This is a genomic window from Corallincola luteus (assembly GCF_004336975.1).
Classification (GTDB): Bacteria; Pseudomonadota; Gammaproteobacteria; order Enterobacterales; family Neiellaceae; genus Corallincola; species Corallincola holothuriorum.
In genome coordinates, this window is record NZ_SJXE01000005.1 from 13,080 (window position 1) to 27,841 (window position 14,762).

Annotated in this window: 16 protein-coding genes; 10 read left to right on the forward strand and 6 right to left on the reverse strand. The window is 50.2% G+C overall.

The window, feature by feature from the left end; genetic code table 11:
• Positions 1-12: 12 nt before the first annotated feature.
• A complete protein-coding gene (locus tag EZV61_RS19660) occupies positions 13-618 on the reverse strand; it encodes a type II secretion system protein (RefSeq protein ID WP_165419368.1) in 606 nt (201 codons plus the stop codon).
• 51 nt (positions 619-669) lie between these two features.
• Here EZV61_RS19660 and EZV61_RS11150 point away from each other — a divergent pair, with 51 nt between their 5' ends.
• The 6 genes from EZV61_RS11150 (at position 670) to EZV61_RS11175 (ending at position 6,603) form a co-directional block, all read left to right on the forward strand.
• Positions 670-1,443, forward strand: a complete 774-nt coding sequence (locus tag EZV61_RS11150) for a TatD family hydrolase (protein WP_205695374.1) — start codon at positions 670-672, stop codon at positions 1,441-1,443.
• A gap of 180 nt (positions 1,444-1,623) precedes the next feature.
• A complete protein-coding gene (locus tag EZV61_RS11155) occupies positions 1,624-3,432 on the forward strand; it encodes a SufS family cysteine desulfurase (protein ID WP_131415654.1) in 1,809 nt (602 codons plus the stop codon).
• A gap of 25 nt (positions 3,433-3,457) precedes the next feature.
• Positions 3,458-4,090 (forward strand): fumarylacetoacetate hydrolase family protein, encoded by a 633-nt coding sequence (locus EZV61_RS11160; RefSeq protein WP_240695190.1) that lies wholly within the window; start codon positions 3,458-3,460, stop codon positions 4,088-4,090.
• Positions 4,091-4,283: 193 nt separating this feature from the next.
• Positions 4,284-4,694, forward strand: a complete 411-nt coding sequence (locus EZV61_RS11165) for a DUF6896 domain-containing protein (protein WP_131415658.1) — start codon at positions 4,284-4,286, stop codon at positions 4,692-4,694.
• Between the two features lie 127 nt (positions 4,695-4,821).
• Complete coding sequence (locus tag EZV61_RS11170) at positions 4,822-5,571, forward strand: HNH endonuclease (protein ID WP_240695191.1); 750 nt, start codon at positions 4,822-4,824, stop codon at positions 5,569-5,571.
• A gap of 279 nt (positions 5,572-5,850) precedes the next feature.
• A complete protein-coding gene (locus EZV61_RS11175; protein WP_131415660.1) occupies positions 5,851-6,603 on the forward strand; it encodes a hypothetical protein in 753 nt (250 codons plus the stop codon).
• 26 nt (positions 6,604-6,629) lie between these two features.
• Here the strand turns inward: EZV61_RS11175 and EZV61_RS11180 are convergent, their stop codons facing one another.
• The 3 genes from EZV61_RS11180 to tcdA all read right to left on the reverse strand — a co-directional run bounded on the left by EZV61_RS11180 (position 6,630) and on the right by tcdA (position 9,304).
• Positions 6,630-6,938 (reverse strand): hypothetical protein, encoded by a 309-nt coding sequence (locus tag EZV61_RS11180; RefSeq protein WP_131415662.1) that lies wholly within the window; start codon positions 6,936-6,938, stop codon positions 6,630-6,632.
• A gap of 525 nt (positions 6,939-7,463) precedes the next feature.
• Entirely contained in the window at positions 7,464-8,324 is an 861-nt protein-coding gene (locus EZV61_RS11185) for a hypothetical protein (protein ID WP_131415664.1), read from the reverse strand.
• A 146-nt stretch (positions 8,325-8,470) separates the two neighbouring features.
• On the reverse strand, positions 8,471-9,304 hold the full coding sequence (gene tcdA / locus EZV61_RS11190; protein ID WP_131415666.1) for a tRNA cyclic N6-threonylcarbamoyladenosine(37) synthase TcdA: 834 nt from the start codon (positions 9,302-9,304) through the stop codon (positions 8,471-8,473).
• 112 nt (positions 9,305-9,416) lie between these two features.
• On the opposite strand from tcdA, the gene deoC reads away from it, so the two are divergent.
• From deoC to EZV61_RS11210, 4 genes are read left to right on the forward strand one after another with little or no spacing between them, the layout of a single operon-like run.
• On the forward strand, positions 9,417-10,232 hold the full coding sequence (deoC, locus tag EZV61_RS11195) for a deoxyribose-phosphate aldolase (protein ID WP_240695192.1): 816 nt from the start codon (positions 9,417-9,419) through the stop codon (positions 10,230-10,232).
• A gap of 2 nt (positions 10,233-10,234) precedes the next feature.
• Entirely contained in the window at positions 10,235-11,494 is a 1,260-nt protein-coding gene (locus EZV61_RS11200) for a phosphopentomutase (protein WP_131415668.1), read from the forward strand.
• A gap of 24 nt (positions 11,495-11,518) precedes the next feature.
• Positions 11,519-12,226: a purine-nucleoside phosphorylase gene (deoD, locus tag EZV61_RS11205; protein WP_130567199.1), complete on the forward strand. Its 708-nt coding sequence runs from the start codon at positions 11,519-11,521 to the stop codon at positions 12,224-12,226.
• 3 nt (positions 12,227-12,229) lie between these two features.
• On the forward strand, positions 12,230-13,162 hold the full coding sequence (locus tag EZV61_RS11210) for a type 2 periplasmic-binding domain-containing protein (RefSeq protein ID WP_131415670.1): 933 nt from the start codon (positions 12,230-12,232) through the stop codon (positions 13,160-13,162).
• A 26-nt stretch (positions 13,163-13,188) separates the two neighbouring features.
• Here the strand turns inward: EZV61_RS11210 and EZV61_RS11215 are convergent, their stop codons facing one another.
• Positions 13,189-13,977, reverse strand: a complete 789-nt coding sequence (locus EZV61_RS11215) for an ABC transporter permease (RefSeq protein WP_131415672.1) — start codon at positions 13,975-13,977, stop codon at positions 13,189-13,191.
• Between the two features lie 93 nt (positions 13,978-14,070).
• Positions 14,071-14,715, reverse strand: coding sequence for an AhpA/YtjB family protein (locus EZV61_RS11220; RefSeq protein ID WP_131415674.1), 645 nt, complete (start codon positions 14,713-14,715; stop codon positions 14,071-14,073).
• Positions 14,716-14,762: the final 47 nt, after the last annotated feature.

The window sequence follows — 14,762 nt, forward strand, 5'->3', positions numbered from 1 at the left end:
TTGCTGTTCGCGCTATGGAATAAATTGGTATTCCACCGTGCCATCCGCAGCATCGTAAAAAAAGCTGTAACGGGTATCATCTTGGTAAGTGTAGAGACACTGTTGACCACCTAAATGGCTGGCAAGGTAATCACCTGATTCATTGGCCGTGCGCGCAACAGTTTGGGTCGAGTCCATTAAGCCAATCCACGCCTGCGCGCAGTCTTGGACATTATTAATACCAATCGCTCCATAAACCGCGGGATCTTCAGGTGTATCGGCAGGCGCGTTGGCGAGCCAATCTTCCCATATCCCTGCTGGCCAGCCATTGGCATTCACATCAACACCACTTGTTCCGCGGGCGGCGAAATTGGGGTCTTCAGATCGTGGTAGTGCCGATAGGTTGTAGATGCCGACGTTTAAACGCTTTACAGCCCAAGCTGCATTTGCCAAATCTACTGAGGTTTTAAATGCTTTGGCCGAGTAGCGGACGGTGGATTCGGTCGCTTCATCATTTAAGTTGATAAAACGAGATAGCGCAGTGACAGCGAGTATTCCGAGTATAATCAACACAACAACCAGCTCAATCAGGGTAAAGCCCCGATGGATTTGGTGATTATGGCTATATATGCGTTTCATATTAGCTATCATAGCTGGCTTTAAAGCCGATACAAACAGAGATTGATCAATGTGTTAGTGGACTCTCATTGTCATCTGGACTTGGATCCTTTTTCTGCCGATCTAGCGTTGGTTATTCGTCGTGCCCAGGCGGCAGGCGTAACACGGTTGGTCGTGCCAGCGGTCAGCGCCAAGCGCTGGCCGGCGTTGCTGGCACTGGCTGAGCAATACGCGCCGATATATATCGCATTGGGTCTGCACCCCTACTTCCAGGCAGAGCATAGCGAACCGGATTTGCTGTTACTTGAGTCCTTGCTGGCACAGCGCCACCCTAAGGTCGTCGCCGTTGGCGAGTGTGGTTTAGATTGGGTGATAGCAGATGCCGATCGCGCTAAGCAACAAACCCTATTAGAGCAACAATGGTTGCTGGCGGAAAAATTCGAACTGCCCGTTATCTTGCATGTGCGCAAAGCGCACCCAGAGCTGCTGTCATTATTGAAAGCCAAACCGGCACAGAAGGGGGCCGTGATACACGCCTTTAGCGGTAGCTTACAACTCGCCAATGATTACATTCAGCATGGTTGCTTACTCGGTATCGGTGGCGTGATCACCTACCCACGAGCGGCGAAAACCCGTGCCGCAGTGGCCGCGCTGCCACTAAGCAAATTGTTGCTAGAAACTGACGCCCCCGATATGCCATTGGCTGGTTTTCAAGGGCAACGGAATGAGCCGGCGCGCGTCGTGCAGGTGGCTGAGTCATTAGCGGCGCTAAAGCAGCTCCCGCTGGCTGATATTTATTCGCAAACCGGTGCCAATGCAACGCAGCTATTTGGCTTCAAACCATAAGTAGCATTCCGATTGTCAGGGTTGCCAGCAGTGCCAGGGTTGCGGGTGCTGAAGCAATAAGCGACCATACCCTTATTCGCTTAACTGCCGAGTCTGTTCGGCTGGAAATCTAATCTTATTATCGCCATGACAGCCAAGACCGAGCCTGCTTATTCGCCTCTTACCAACTCAGCTGCGTTCATGCCAGAAGCGGCTTTGGCGCAGTTACGGGCGCAGTTTCCTGCCCTGCAGCTAAAAGTGGCAGATACGCCGTTGGTCTATCTTGATAACGCCGCCACCAGCCAAAAGCCCCATTGCGTGATCGATGCCATGGTCAATCATTGGCAGCGCCACAATGCCAATGTCCATCGTGCCAGTCACCGCCTGAGTCGCTTTGCCACCGAAGCGTTTGAAGAGGCTAGGCAGACCGTCGCCCGTTTTATCAATGCGCCAAGTGCAGCCCAGATCGTTTGGACGCGAGGCACCACCGAGAGCATTAATCTGCTGGCCTATGGTTTCACCAACCAGCTGAAAGCCGGGGATGAGGTCTTACTGACGGCGATGGAACATCACGCCAACATTGTGCCCTGGCAACTACTCTGTGAGCGCACCGGTGCGGTGCTGAACGTGGTGCCGGTGCTAGGTGATGGCCGGTTAGATATGGCGCAATTCGCTGCGCTGTTAAGCCCGCGCACTAAAGTGTTCGCCGTGGGCCATGCCTCCAATGCTTTGGGCACGATTCATCCGGTACAGCAGATGGTGGCCGCCGCCAAGAACGTGGGCGCGATCACCGTGGTGGATGGCGCACAGGCGGTGGCTCATTTAACGGTGGATGTACAAGCGCTGGATTGTGATTTCTATGCCTTCTCTGGTCATAAAATGTTTGCCCCCAGCGGGATCGGCGTGCTGTATGGCAAGGCTGCTGCCTTAGCAGCTTTACCGCCTTGGCAGGGCGGTGGTGAGATGATCGAAAAAGTGAGTTTTTCCGGCAGCCGCTTTCAGGCGCCGCCATTTCGATTTGAAGCGGGTACGCCCAATATCGAGGGGGCTATTGGTTTGGCGGCGGCCATTGAATTCATCAATGCGCAGCCACGCCAGCAATGGCTAGCCCACGAACAAGCGTTGCGCCAACACACATATCAACGTCTGGCTGCACTGCCAGAGGTGACCTTATATGGGCCGCCAGCCGATGCAAATGACGTCGTCAGTTTGGTCTCAATCACCATCGATGGCGTGCATGGCAAAGATATGGGGATGTTGTTGGATCAGCAGCAGGTGGCTGTAAGGGTAGGGCACCATTGTGCCATGCCGCTAATGGAACAGTTGGGTATTAACGGCACGTTACGGATCAGTTTTGCTGCCTATAACAGCCTTGCCGAAGCCGACCGTGTGGTGGATTTAATTGCAGGGTTCTTAGTTGATACGTTGGCCGATACGTCGGCTGAAAATTCGGCCGATAACTTAGTCGATGACTCACCGGAAAACTTAACAGAGAACACCGAACCGCTTGCCACGGCAGCCGCTTCTCAATCCAGCCCGCAAGGCGAGCCAGAAACCGTGGCGGCAGTGATCGACGACAAAGCGTTACCGCTTTGGGAATGGCCATTAGCGGAGCTACAAGCATTGATCACCACGGCAAAGGGTTGGGAAGGGCGCAATCGCCAGTTGATGTTGATGGCTAAAAAGCTGCCCGGTTTAAAGCCGGAACAGAAACAACCCGTAGCCGAAGTGACAGGTTGCGAGAGTCGCACTTGGTTGCTGCATCAGGTTAAAGATGGCTGTCATTGGTTTGCCGCCGATTCTGATGCCCGCATTGTGCGGGGCTTACTGGTACTGTTACTGGCGGCGGTTAATGGTCAAACCACGGCAGCAGTGCAAGCATTTGATGGCCGCCAGTGGTTGCGCGAATTGGGATTGTTAGAGCATTTAAGCCCTTCCCGTGGCAATGGTTTACTGGCTATCGTTGATGCCATCCAGCACGCTGTATCAGACCCTAACCATCGTCCTTAAGCTAATAAAAGAAGGTAGCCTTTTCGTGCAAAACTCAGTGCGTTTAATTCAACCAGAGGCTCAGACTCACAAGCCGATCACGCCAGCTAAAATCGTCTGCGTTGGGCGTAACTACGTTGACCACATCAAAGAACTGAACAACGAAGTACCGGATCAGCCGGTCTACTTTCTAAAGCCAAATTCAGCGATCAGCAACACCCTGTACAGCGTATTGGGTGAGCCTCTGCACTACGAAACCGAGATCTGTTTCTTGGTTGAGCAGGGCAAGCTTATTGCTGCAGGCGTCGGTTTGGATATCACCAAGCGCGGCTTACAAAGCCAGCTTAAGGCCAAGTCACTGCCTTGGGAACGCGCCAAAGCGTTTGATGGCTCGGCCCTGTTTAGCGACTTTGTAGCTATCGACAGCCTCAGCCAACAATTGCAATTGAAACTGTGGATAGATAGCGTGCTAGTGCAGCAGGGAGGCATCAGCTTGATGCTGCATAAACCTGACGCCGTACTTGCCGATATTGCGGAATTTATGACACTGCAGGATGGCGACATCTTGATGACCGGCACCCCCAAAGGCGTTGGGCAAATAGTCGCCGGACTGCGCTTTGTCGCGCAGTTGCTGGATGGTGAGCAATGCCTGACCGAAGTCAGTTGGGTTGCGGTTTAGGTGTGATTTTTCCATCGCTAATCTCAGCGCGCTTTTGTGAGCAGTAGACAAAAATGCTTTTAATCAGTGAGTTATGATTAAGCAATTATAAAATGGGACAGGGACATCTAGTCGGTATATAGGGATAGGTATACATCGCTCCCTTATCCAGATAGATGGTCTGTGTAGATCTATTTAGCGTTATGTGTAAATCATGAATCCGGATCTTTTAAAAATAATTCACGACTTCCAAGAAAAAGTCAAAGAAGCCAACGAGCGACTTAAAAAGCACCTTGGCACTGACGAACCACATAACTGGGGGCCACCGATAGAGCAAGTTGGTGTACTGGGCGGTAAACATAAATACTTTTTTCATGGTATTGGTTGTGCTGTTCATCTCAGCGAAAAAGATATAGTTGATTTCGACTATGGTGCTAACGGTAGAATCGATGGTTTTGATGAGTGGCGGTTGTGTGGTTTCTTTGAGGCTCGCCAGAAAACATACCCGAATATAACAGAATGTGATGTCAAACGGTGGTTTAAAGAAGCTATTGAATGCAGCGAAATAAAGAAGTCAGAGTCGAGAGAATACGGAAATTTATACTATCTTGTACAAAACACATAACAAACAAATCATGGCGCAGCAAAGCTGCTGGGACCTCCGTTCCGGCGCTTGTCAGCGCCTACGCTACGGCCCCATATTTGGGCGTTAGCTGCCAGAGATTGCTTTCAAAATCTGAAGTATTGAGAATATGAAAAAAATCAGAAATCCAAAATGGTCGAGAGATGAGCTGATCTTAGCCTTAGACCTGTATTTCAAGCTTGGCCCAAACAATTCATCTGCGACTCACCCTGCAGTAGAGGAGTTGAGCGAAACACTAAATAGCCTTCCTATTCACCCTGGGGCATCAAGGGTTGATAAGTTTAGAAATGCCAATGGCGTATACATGAAAATGTGTAACTTCCTTCGCTTTGACCCAAGCTATTCAGGCTCTGGTCTTAAAGGAGGGGGTAAACTTGAAGAAGAAATATGGGATGAGTTTGCTTCAAATATTGGATTATTAGCAGAAACAGCCGAGATAATTAAGAGTAAAGCTGGTTCTGTATCTCCACCTGTTAGTGAAGAAGACGAAAAAGAAGAAAAAGTTGACGAATTTCCTGAAGGTCGAGTTATTACAAAGCTTCATATACGTAGGGAAAGAAGCTCTACTCTGATAAAGAAGAAAAAAGAGAAGGTTCTTTCTGATACTGGCGCACTAAAGTGTGAAGCGTGTAACTTTGACTTCAAGGATACTTACGGGAGTGACGGCGAAGGATACATAGAGTGTCACCACAATAAACCACTGTCAGAATTAAAATCCACTCAAAAAACAAAACTTGAGGATCTGGCAGTTCTGTGCGCTAACTGCCATAGGATTATTCATCGGTCGAGGCCTTGGAAGACTGTAGCTGAGCTTAAGGCCGTCATTTCACCTAGTATCAAGTTTGAACTGCAACAGTAGCGGTTAGTGTTCATTGATTACCTCTTCAGCTGTTATGTCGCCTAATCGTTTACTCGGGCGATTGTTCAATCGCTTGGCGGTAGATTCATAGTCCGCTTGCGTTATGGATGCTGACTTTGCCCCTGATTTATAACCCGTAAGGCAAAACGACGAGGTGCTTACTTCTTACTCTGTGGCCAAATGACGCAGCTTTTTACTGGCTACGTCAAAAGCCCGATCTATGATAGAAGTAGAGTTCATTGCAGATAGGGATCAGATATACATAAGGGATTAACTCAAATGTCAGAGACGGACTACTCAGCCACACTTGGATCCAGGCTAGCTGAGGTCAAAACTCAATTCATAGAGGCGCTCAGCAGTGAGACCGCCCCTGCACTTAGAAAGATCATCGAGCAGTTTCCCGAGCAACAGCTCTATCATATAGGCCTCTACTATAACGCTGGCACATGGTCTTATTGCACCCCTTTTGCTTGTAGCGAACAAGGCTTAGTGGCGGGGCTTGAGCAATGTTTCGATGAGGAGGGGATCAGTGATGCTGAAATGAAATCGGCTATCCGTTGGGATCCCAGCAGTGCCACTTTTTTGCCTGTTGAGCATGTCGTCGCTGCACTGCTGACCAAGACTGAGCGTAGCCTCTCCTCGGTTAATGATCTTTTGGAGAGTCTGGATCCTACCTATTCCTTACCGGCACCGGAAAACCGAGAGCAATCGGCCAACTACAAATCTGTAGAGGAAGCCTACTACGATCTGATCCGTGAAGTGCACAGCGAGTTGCATCAGGCTGCGGTAGAGGCGCTTTGCTGTGTGGCTGCTCTGCCAGATATCGCTGAGTTTTTGACGTCTCACCCATGCATTTTGAGTGTTTGCTCCGATGAAATAGACGACGAGCAATTTGTTGCCGACGTCATCAAAATCAATGGTCGTTCAGGCGCTAGTCGCGTGGTCGAGGATTTCAAAGTGAAGGCTAGCGTGTTTGGGGCTGAACCTACCGAAGCGGAGATCCAAGCGTTTATTGCTGCCAGACAACCATAGCGTTTTCGTTGGGCCCCCAATAGCAACTATATATCCACAATGACAGTCGCAACAATGAGCGCAACGAGTGGGGCTGACGGTGCGATCAGCCACCAAGACCACAGTGAGACGTCGGTAAAAGCGTATAGGCACCAAGCGATAGGGATTAACCAGAATGGGTAGGTAAGAAGCATTGCAATGGCTGGTAGTGCGATAGCTGTGATGACCGCTCTTCTCCAAGCGCAATCTTGCTTACACTTGCTGAGTGTTAATGGTAGCCAACCACTGATGGTCAGCGAGGGAATATATAAGGCGGCAGCAATTAAGCTGATGAGTATCATCCATGATAATGTCATTTTTTATCCGTTACTGTTGGTACGTTTAGGGTTGTTACTTTTGTTAATTGGCTTCCAAATTGCCCGAAATAGATCGTAACTGGTCAGCAGCATCACTGGCGATACTGCTGCTGATAATATTCCCATTGCCCAGCTATGTGTGCCGGTATCACATGGGTTGTATCGACAGACCAATTCTGTGGGCTGTAAAACAATGAGAGGGAATGTTAAGCCTGCCATTAAGCAGCCCAATAATAGAAAAATAGCCCCGAAGCCGATCCTGCCCTTGGTTGATTCAATTATATGGGGCGTTACGGTGCCGCTTTTGGCAAATATCCGCACATACCAAATACACAGTGAGGCAGCGCCGAGCGCAAGTATGTCAAACAAGATATTAGTAAACGTTGATGGGAGTACTGCCAGAGCTAGGAAGTACGCTAAAAGGATCGTGATGATCTGCCAATGCATGAATATCGTTGCCTGATTCGTCTTAGTTCTTATCTGCTTGTTTGATGGAGCGGCTTAGCTCTTTGCCAATAACAGCAATTAGTTGGCTGCAGCTTGTTCATAAACAAAATCATAATATTGCGCTGAATTAGCGCCGTAAAAACGGGTCAATATTGCGTCGACTTCCTTTCGTTTTTTATCAAAGAGCAGGCAAAATGCTTCTCGGCGAAACCACTTTCCTACCATGCCTCTGCGGTATACAGCTTGTAGCGTAATGTCATAGCGGCCGTCACTGTTTTTTGTCACCGCGAGGCTGTTGTCACTCATGTGCGGACATTGCCACATGATGGTGGTGGCAAGTAATGCGTCGCCCTGTTGTGTGCGTACTTGTTTTTTTGTCAGTGCGTTAATTTTAACGAGTGCGTCTTCTAAGCTGGTATCTGGATAAATATTTAGATCTTCTGCCTCAGTTGAAACGCACATATGCATCAGTGCCGTTGTGTTGTGCGGGGCGTTTAGTTGTTCACTGTCGAGAACTGCTTTGCAGGCCTGGCGGTTGGGCAACCACTGATAAAGCAGTCCTGTGATGCAAAATATGCCTCCGGAAATGGCGATCAGACCGATAACCCCTCTGTGTGCGGCATCGGAACAGTCTGTGGCTTCTTCACATAAGAGTGACAATGGCTCGTGTGAAAGCAAATAAAATCCGACATAGAGAAAAATGGGGCTGCCAAGTATCATTGCGAAGCATTTAATTAGGCTAAGTCGCTCAAGCAAGGGGAGGCCTTGAGGGTGCAGTTTGTCGTCAATCAGTGCCGCAGAATAGGGCAGCAAATAGATAGCAAAGATGAGTAGTGTGGCGTCAAGGAAAGCGCCGAACCACGTGTAACGCCAGATAACACTGACGCTAATACAAAACACCAAAACGGCTAAATGCAGATATTTTTCGATAGAACTCATTCTAACACTTCCCTGTCTTTCCAGTTTTTTAGTAAGCCGACACTAAGACTATGATCCACAAAAAAAAGCGAAAACGGCTATCGCTGTGCAGATGGCTCTGATGAACAGTCGATGGGTCATCCCTTGTGGTCAGAGCTTAACTGCGCTTACTCCGTTGTTGGCTTTTCTGATAACGCTTTACGCGCTTTTGCTAGCACCTTATCGACTGCTCTGGCGGCGGCGATAAAGCCAAAGGTTGCGGTCACCATAGTCGCGGCGCCAAAACCGCCAGCGCAATCTAAGCGGGTGCTGCCATCATTCATCGCTTTGGTTTGGCATACCGAGCCGTCCGCTTGTGGGTAGACCAGCTGCTCTTCTGAAAATACCGCTTCGATACCAAATTTGCGCTTGGTGTTCTTGGTGAAGTTGTGCTTTCGCCGCAGGTTGTTGCGTACCTTGGCAAGCAGTGGGTCGTTAAAGGTTTTTGCCAGATCGCCGCTGGTGATCAAGCGGGGATCGGTTTGCCCACCCGCGCCACCAACTGTGATTAAAGGGATCTTGTTACGCTTACAGAAGGCGATCATCGCCGTTTTGGCGTTAACGCTATCAATGGCGTCAATCACACAGTCAAAGCCCGCTAGTAGATATTCGGCTTGGGTCTCTTCGGTGACAAAATCTTCAACACAGTTGACCTGGCAGGCAGGATTGATGGCGCGAATACGCTCAGCCATGACGGCGGTTTTGTCTTGGCCTATGGTGTCTGCGGTGGCATGGATCTGGCGATTGGTGTTGGTGACACAAATATCGTCTAGATCGATCAGGGTGAGTTGGCCAACACCGCTACGGGCTAGCGCCTCTGCCGTCCATGAACCGACACCACCAATACCGATAACGCATAGGTGCGCGTTGGCGAGGATCTGTGCTGCATCATTACCATACAAGCGGTTGATGCCACCGAAGCGCAAAGTGTCTGTACTGCTGTCTACATCGATATCGGTCATTACACTACCAAACAGGCCATGATTCGCTGACCAATGCTGGCCAGCTAAGTTGAGGCGGCATTATACTGATCGTATCCATATCAATCCAAACTAAACTAAATGGGTCAGGGCTTTGAATCACGACGATACCCAAACAACATCGCCTGAATTGGCTGGGCAGCTATTCGCGCTAATGGACTTTACCTCGCTCAATCAAGACGATGATGAGTCGGCTATTACCCAATTGTGCCACGACAGCTGTATTGAGCTGGATAGCGGTGACTTGCTGAATGTGGCAGCACTGTGTGTTTATCCGCGCTGGGTATCATTGGCGAAACAACTTCGGCCTGACAATCAAACCCGCATTGCGACGGTGGCGAACTTTCCGGCCGGTGATGCTAAACCGGCGACGGTGATGCATGAGGTGTCTGCCGCCTTAGAGGCTGGGGCGGACGAAATTGATCTGGTGATCCCCTATCGGGCGGTGATGGCAGGGCAGTGGTGGTTAGCCGCGGCGTTGGTTAAATCGGTTCGTCGCCTGAACGAAGCTTGTGTTTTAAAAGTGATTATTGAAAGTGGCGAACTTCAGGATGTGTCACTTGTTCGCACAGCCAGTCAGTTGGCGCTGGACGAGGGAGCCGATTTTATCAAAACCTCAACTGGCAAAGTGGCAGTGAATGCGACGCTGGAAGCGGCGAAAGTGATGCTTGAGTGCATCCGTGATCATGGCAATGTGGCAGGCTTTAAAGCGGCTGGAGGCATTAGAACCATGGCAGAAGCGAGCGATTACTATCAGCTAGTCAAGCAAACACTGGGAGCTGACGCGTTGACTGCAAAACGATTCCGCTTAGGCGCCAGCAGTTTGCGGCAATCACTGTTGCAACAGATGCATACGGATGGTGTGCTTATTGATGCTCAGGGCGCAGTGACTCAGACGGGAGAATACTAGCGATGCAAAGACGGGTGATCTGGCTGGTGTTGGACTCCTTTGGTATTGGCGCTTCCGCCGATGCCGAACAGTTTGGTGACGCAGGGGCCAACACGCTGTTGCATATCGCCGATGCGTGCCAGCAGATCAGGGAACGGCCGCTCGCGTTGCCTAATCTATACCAATTGGGCTTGGCTGATGCCTGCGCGGCCAGCAGTGGCCATTGGCCAGAAGGCTGGAACAGCACGCAGGGTAGTGCGCCAATCACTGACGAAGCGCCACTTAATCTGCTGGGACATAAGGCTAGCTGGGGATTCGCCGAAGAGATATCCAGCGGCAAAGACACCCCTTGTGGCCATTGGGAGATGGCAGGGGTGCCGGTGTTTTTCGAATGGGGCTATTTCCCGGAAAAAACAGAATCATTCCCCCCCAGTTTTTTGCGAAAGTTACGTCAGCAAGGTCTGCTTCCCGGCGTATTAGGCAATTGTCATGCGTCGGGTCCTGCGATTATTAAAGAACTTGGCGAGCAGTCTGTCGCTGAGGGGATGCCAATCTGTTACACCTCGGCTGATAGCGTGTTTCAAATTGCGGCCCATGAGCAGCATTTCGGTTTGGAGCGTCTTTATCAACTGTGCCGTTTAGCTTTGGATCTATTGGCGCCCCACAACATCTCCCGTGTTATCGCCCGGCCATTTGTTGGCGAGGATGCAGAGAGCTTTAAGCGCACCGCCAATCGTCAGGACTTTTGCGTTGAGCCGCCGGGCAAGACACTGTTGGAACGCTTGGCCGATGAAGGCCGGGAAGTGATTTCGGTGGGAAAAATTGCCGATATTTATGTGCATAAAGGGGTGAGCCAAGCGCTTCACGGTGATGGCAATGATGCCCTGTTTGAACAAACCTTAAAGGCGCTAAAAACTCTACCCGCCGGTGGTTTGTTGATGACCAACTTGGTTGACTTCGACATGTTGTATGGCCATCGCCGCGACACCTTGGGCTATGCCGATGCCCTGGAGCAATTTGACGCCCGCTTACCTGAGTTACTGGCGGCGATGGCAGAGGAAGACCTGCTGCTGATGACGGCTGATCATGGTTGCGATCCAACCTGGTCTGGTACTGATCATACCCGCGAACATGTGCCGATATTGGTCGCCGGAAAACAGATAAAGACAGGGACGGTTGGCCATCGCAAAAGTTTTTCTGATATGGGACAAACTGTTGCACAATTCATGGAAATACAACCGCTTGAGTACGGCGAGAGCTTTCTTTCTGTGCTATTAGATTAGTTCGAGTTGAGACTAGGAGAGTGTATGGCTACCCCTCACATTAGCGCCGGATCCGGTGCCTTTGCCGATACTGTACTGCTGCCTGGTGACCCTTTAAGGGCCAAGTTTATTGCCGAGCAATATCTAGAGCAGGCTGAGTGTATTAATCAGGTGCGCGGTATGTTGGCGTATACCGGCAACTACAAAGGGTTGCGGGTATCGGTGATGGGCAGTGGCATGGGGATCCCCTCTTGCTCTATTTACGCCCGCGAGTTGTATACCGAGTATGAGGTGAAGCAGATCATCCGCGTTGGCAGCTGCGGTGCCATTCAAGGTGATATCCAGCTCAACGATATTATTTTGGCGATGGGGGCTTGTACCGATTCAGGTGTTAATCGGGCACGCCTTGCTGGTCATGATTTTGCTGCGATCGCTGATTACGGCCTGTTAAAGCGGGTGGCGGATCAAGCGTTGGCGGATCAAGTGCCGGTGCGGGTGGGTAATGTGGTGTCTACGGATCTGTTTTATGCCCCTAATGGTGATTTGATGGACCGTGCTGATCAGATGGGTGTGCTGGCAGTCGAAATGGAAGCCGCTGGGCTTTACGGCGTTGCAGCGGAGTATGGCGCGAAGGCGCTGACAGTGTTAACTGTCAGTGACCATATTCGCCGAGATGAACAGCTGAGTAGTGATGCGCGGGAGCGGAGCTTCCACAGTATGATGAAGCTGACCCTTGATGCGCTATTGGATTAATCGATGGCAGTTTTTAAGACACTTTGCTTGGCGTGCTCAGCAATTAGCCTTTCGTTGTCGTTTGCAGTTTTAGCCAATAACCTGGCAGCTGACGGTACTCAAGCTGCACCTCGAGCCTCAGAGGTTGCTGGTTATCCCGCTGTGGTACTTATCAACCGCGGTCACTCTAAGTTAGACCCTCGTTATGACTATCCTCGCGAGTTGCTGGCTGAGGTTTTGTTGAGAACTGAGGATGAGCATGACGGTGTCACGGTGCGCCCCACTGATAAGGTGATGCCTCGCGATAGAGCTTTGCTGGAGCTGGAGCGTGGGGAAGTATTACACGTGATGGCCGAAGCCCCAAAACCAGGCTGGGAAGAGCGGCTTATTCCCGTTCGCATACCTATTCGTAAAGGGATCCAGGGCTATCGCCTATTTTTGATTAAGCAGCAGAATCAGCCGATGTTTGCCAACGTGAATAGTTGGCAACAGTTAGCTGATATTGCAACTGGCTCTGGTGAGCAATGGTCAACACGTTGGGCGATGGAAAAGGCCGGCATGGAAGTGGTCACTGGATTGGATTATGAGTCATTGTTCCGGATGTTGATGCACGATCGCTTTTATTCGTTTGGCCGTGGTGTCAATGAAGTGTTCACCGAGTTCGACGATCGCCAGCGCTTTTATCCTGACCTCGCGGTGGAAAGCACTTTGGTTGTGTATATTCCGCTGCCCACCTATTTTTTTGTTTCACCCAAATACCCAGCATTGGCTGCGCGAATAGAGCGCGGGCTAAGGGGCATGATCGATGATGGCAGTTTTGACCGTTTATTCATTGAGCATTTCGGCGCAGCGATAAAGCGTGCAGATTTGGCTAACCGTAAGCTATTTGCGATCGACAATCCTAACTTGTCAGAGCAAACGCCGTTGCAAGATGCAGCATTGTGGTACCGCCGCTAACTGATACTGGTCTTAGGTTTCAATCGTTACTCTCGAACACTCACCTGTAACTTGCCGGTATCACAGATCAGTGTTTTCACCGATATCAGCAGAGTCGAAGCGATCGCAACGCAGAGCATGACAAAAATTGAGATCATGATCAGCCACTGGTATTTCACGGCTACCACGGGGTCTGTGCCACCTAATATCTGGCCGGTCATCATGCCGGGTAGCGTCACGATGCCGGTGGTTGCCATTGAAGCCAGGATCGGGGCAAGGGATTGGCGCATCGCTGATTGCAGGAAGGGCAGGCTGGCTTGATAGGGAGAGGCTCCCAGTACTAACGCACCTTCATATTCCATCTGCCGTTCAGTAAATGCGTTAAATAGGCGTTGCAGCGCGACAATATTCCCGCTCATGCTGTTTCCCAATAGCATACCCGCGAGCGGGATCAGGTATTGCGCGTGATAGACGGGCTCTGGGCGCAGCAGTAGTACCAGCAAAATCAACAGCAATGGTAGTAGCCCAAGCAGTAGCCCGGTGAATACCGGAATAAACAGCCGCTTTAGTGGCAAACGCGCTTTGCCGACAATTGCACTGGTGCCCACCAGCAGCATGACCAGCAGCCAAGCAAGATTTAAGCTGATGCTGTTTAGCTGAAACAAAAATTGTAGATAGATACCAACCAGAGTGAGTTGCACACTCATTCTCAAAATGGCCGCAGCGGATTCTTTTGCCAGACCTAATCTAAAGTAGCTATTGATCGCTAGGGGGATTGCAAGCAATAGGCTAAAACAGAGCAGGTAACTCCAGGAGATATCAATGACGGCTTGCATCGTAGGCTCCTTGCGAGGGGCTGGTGGGTAAGCCGCTTTGTTTGCTGTTTAGTCTGATAATATCAAATGGACTATATGGCGCGAGAGTATTGCTCAGCGCCGACGCCTGAGCACCAACGCTAACATAAATCCGGTTAACCCCGTCAGCAGCAACATAATTCGCCCTTGGTCGTAACTGGTCTGCTTAAGTTGCGTCGCCTGATCCAGTAACTTCTCCATCTCTAGGGTGATGCGAATATACCCGAGAGTTTCGTTCTCTTTGACAACCTCGGCAATATAGGGCCGTAGCTCTCGGCTGGGACGATTTTCAGGAGAGAACTGGCCAAACCCGAGCAGGTCATTGATCGCGAGTACGTTAGCGGAGCGTGCGACGGCGATACCCTCTACATCATAGATGGTCGCGTCGTGGATAAAAGGATCGGATGCCAGGTGTTCAGCCATGGCTTGTAAGCGCGGCTGATCTTGATCCAACAGCAGTTGCACCGCTTCCAATGCCGCCTGATGGGTCAGCATACGGGACATCACTTCCGTTTGTTGTTGGATGAGTGCGTTCGTTCTCACTGACAGCATGACCATTAATTGCATGATCACCATCACCAAGGCGACAGTGATAGCAATAAAAAATAATCGCCAATAAATTTGCCTAGTGCCGTTATTTTTATTCGAACTCACTGTTTTTATTTTATTTTTTTTATCATTGCCCGCTAATTCCGGTACAACTTTGGCGGTTTGGCTCATGATTCCTTGTTAAGCTCATTTGCGGCTTAGGGAGGACAGAAATACTA

Bases quoted from the DNA above. Each gene is read 5' to 3' on its own strand.
- EZV61_RS19660 (WP_165419368.1), bottom strand. From the start codon at position 618: ATGAAACGCATATATAGCCATAATCACCAAATCCATCGGGGCTTTACC.
- EZV61_RS11155 (WP_131415654.1), top strand. From the start codon at position 1,624: ATGCCAGAAGCGGCTTTGGCGCAGTTACGGGCGCAGTTTCCTGCCCTG.
- EZV61_RS11165 (WP_131415658.1), top strand. From the start codon at position 4,284: ATGAATCCGGATCTTTTAAAAATAATTCACGACTTCCAAGAAAAAGTC.
- EZV61_RS11170 (WP_240695191.1), top strand. From the start codon at position 4,822: ATGAAAAAAATCAGAAATCCAAAATGGTCGAGAGATGAGCTGATCTTA.
- EZV61_RS11175 (WP_131415660.1), top strand. From the start codon at position 5,851: ATGTCAGAGACGGACTACTCAGCCACACTTGGATCCAGGCTAGCTGAG.
- EZV61_RS11180 (WP_131415662.1), bottom strand. From the start codon at position 6,938: ATGACATTATCATGGATGATACTCATCAGCTTAATTGCTGCCGCCTTA.
- EZV61_RS11185 (WP_131415664.1), bottom strand. From the start codon at position 8,324: ATGAGTTCTATCGAAAAATATCTGCATTTAGCCGTTTTGGTGTTTTGT.
- tcdA (WP_131415666.1), bottom strand. From the start codon at position 9,304: ATGACCGATATCGATGTAGACAGCAGTACAGACACTTTGCGCTTCGGT.
- EZV61_RS11200 (WP_131415668.1), top strand. From the start codon at position 10,235: ATGCAAAGACGGGTGATCTGGCTGGTGTTGGACTCCTTTGGTATTGGC.
- deoD (WP_130567199.1), top strand. From the start codon at position 11,519: ATGGCTACCCCTCACATTAGCGCCGGATCCGGTGCCTTTGCCGATACT.
- EZV61_RS11210 (WP_131415670.1), top strand. From the start codon at position 12,230: ATGGCAGTTTTTAAGACACTTTGCTTGGCGTGCTCAGCAATTAGCCTT.
- EZV61_RS11215 (WP_131415672.1), bottom strand. From the start codon at position 13,977: ATGCAAGCCGTCATTGATATCTCCTGGAGTTACCTGCTCTGTTTTAGC.
- EZV61_RS11220 (WP_131415674.1), bottom strand. From the start codon at position 14,715: ATGAGCCAAACCGCCAAAGTTGTACCGGAATTAGCGGGCAATGATAAA.